At 67.2% G+C, this 527-nt stretch carries 1 protein-coding gene; it reads left to right on the top strand.

All coding sequences use genetic code 11. The features are described 5' to 3' along the window. Window positions 1-527: AMP-binding protein (locus ACFQUU_RS29490; RefSeq protein ID WP_382252206.1), on the top strand; the 527-nt coding region annotated here is incomplete at both ends.

Raw genomic sequence — 527 nt, 5'->3', positions numbered from 1 at the left:
CCTGGGGGACGGGTTTGGGCTGACCGCGCAGGTACAGTCGCCGATCGACGCCGGGCAGGTGTGCCGCTACATGCACACGGCGCTGGCATCGCTGGTGCAGGCGCTGGAGCAGGCGCCATCGACGCCGCTGTACCAGCTGGAAGTACTGCCGCCGCAAGAGCGCACGCAGTTGCTGGTTGACTGGAATGGAGCGCCGGTCGACTATCCGCAAGACCGGTGCATCCACCAGCTGTTCGAGGCGCAGGCAGCGGTTACGCCGGACGCAGTGGCCATCATTGGGCAGGGCATCGAACTGACCTATGCCGAGCTCGATATGCGTGCCAATCAGCTCGCCGATCACCTGCATCAACACGGCGTCGGCCCGGGCTCGCATGTGGCGCTGCTGCTGGAGCGCTCGCGGGAACTGGTGGTGGCCGAACTGGCGATCCTCAAGTGCGGCGCTGCCTACGTGCCGCTGGACCAGAATGCCCCGGCCAGCCGCCAGGCCTTCATGATCGCCGACAGCCACGCCCAGGTGGTGCTCAGCG

The organism is Herbaspirillum sp. GCM10030257, from assembly GCF_042666555.1.
In the GTDB taxonomy this organism is placed as follows: Bacteria; Pseudomonadota; Gammaproteobacteria; order Burkholderiales; family Burkholderiaceae_D; genus Noviherbaspirillum.
Note: the sequence above shows the minus strand (reverse complement) of the source record. Positions and strands in the feature narration are given on the sequence as shown.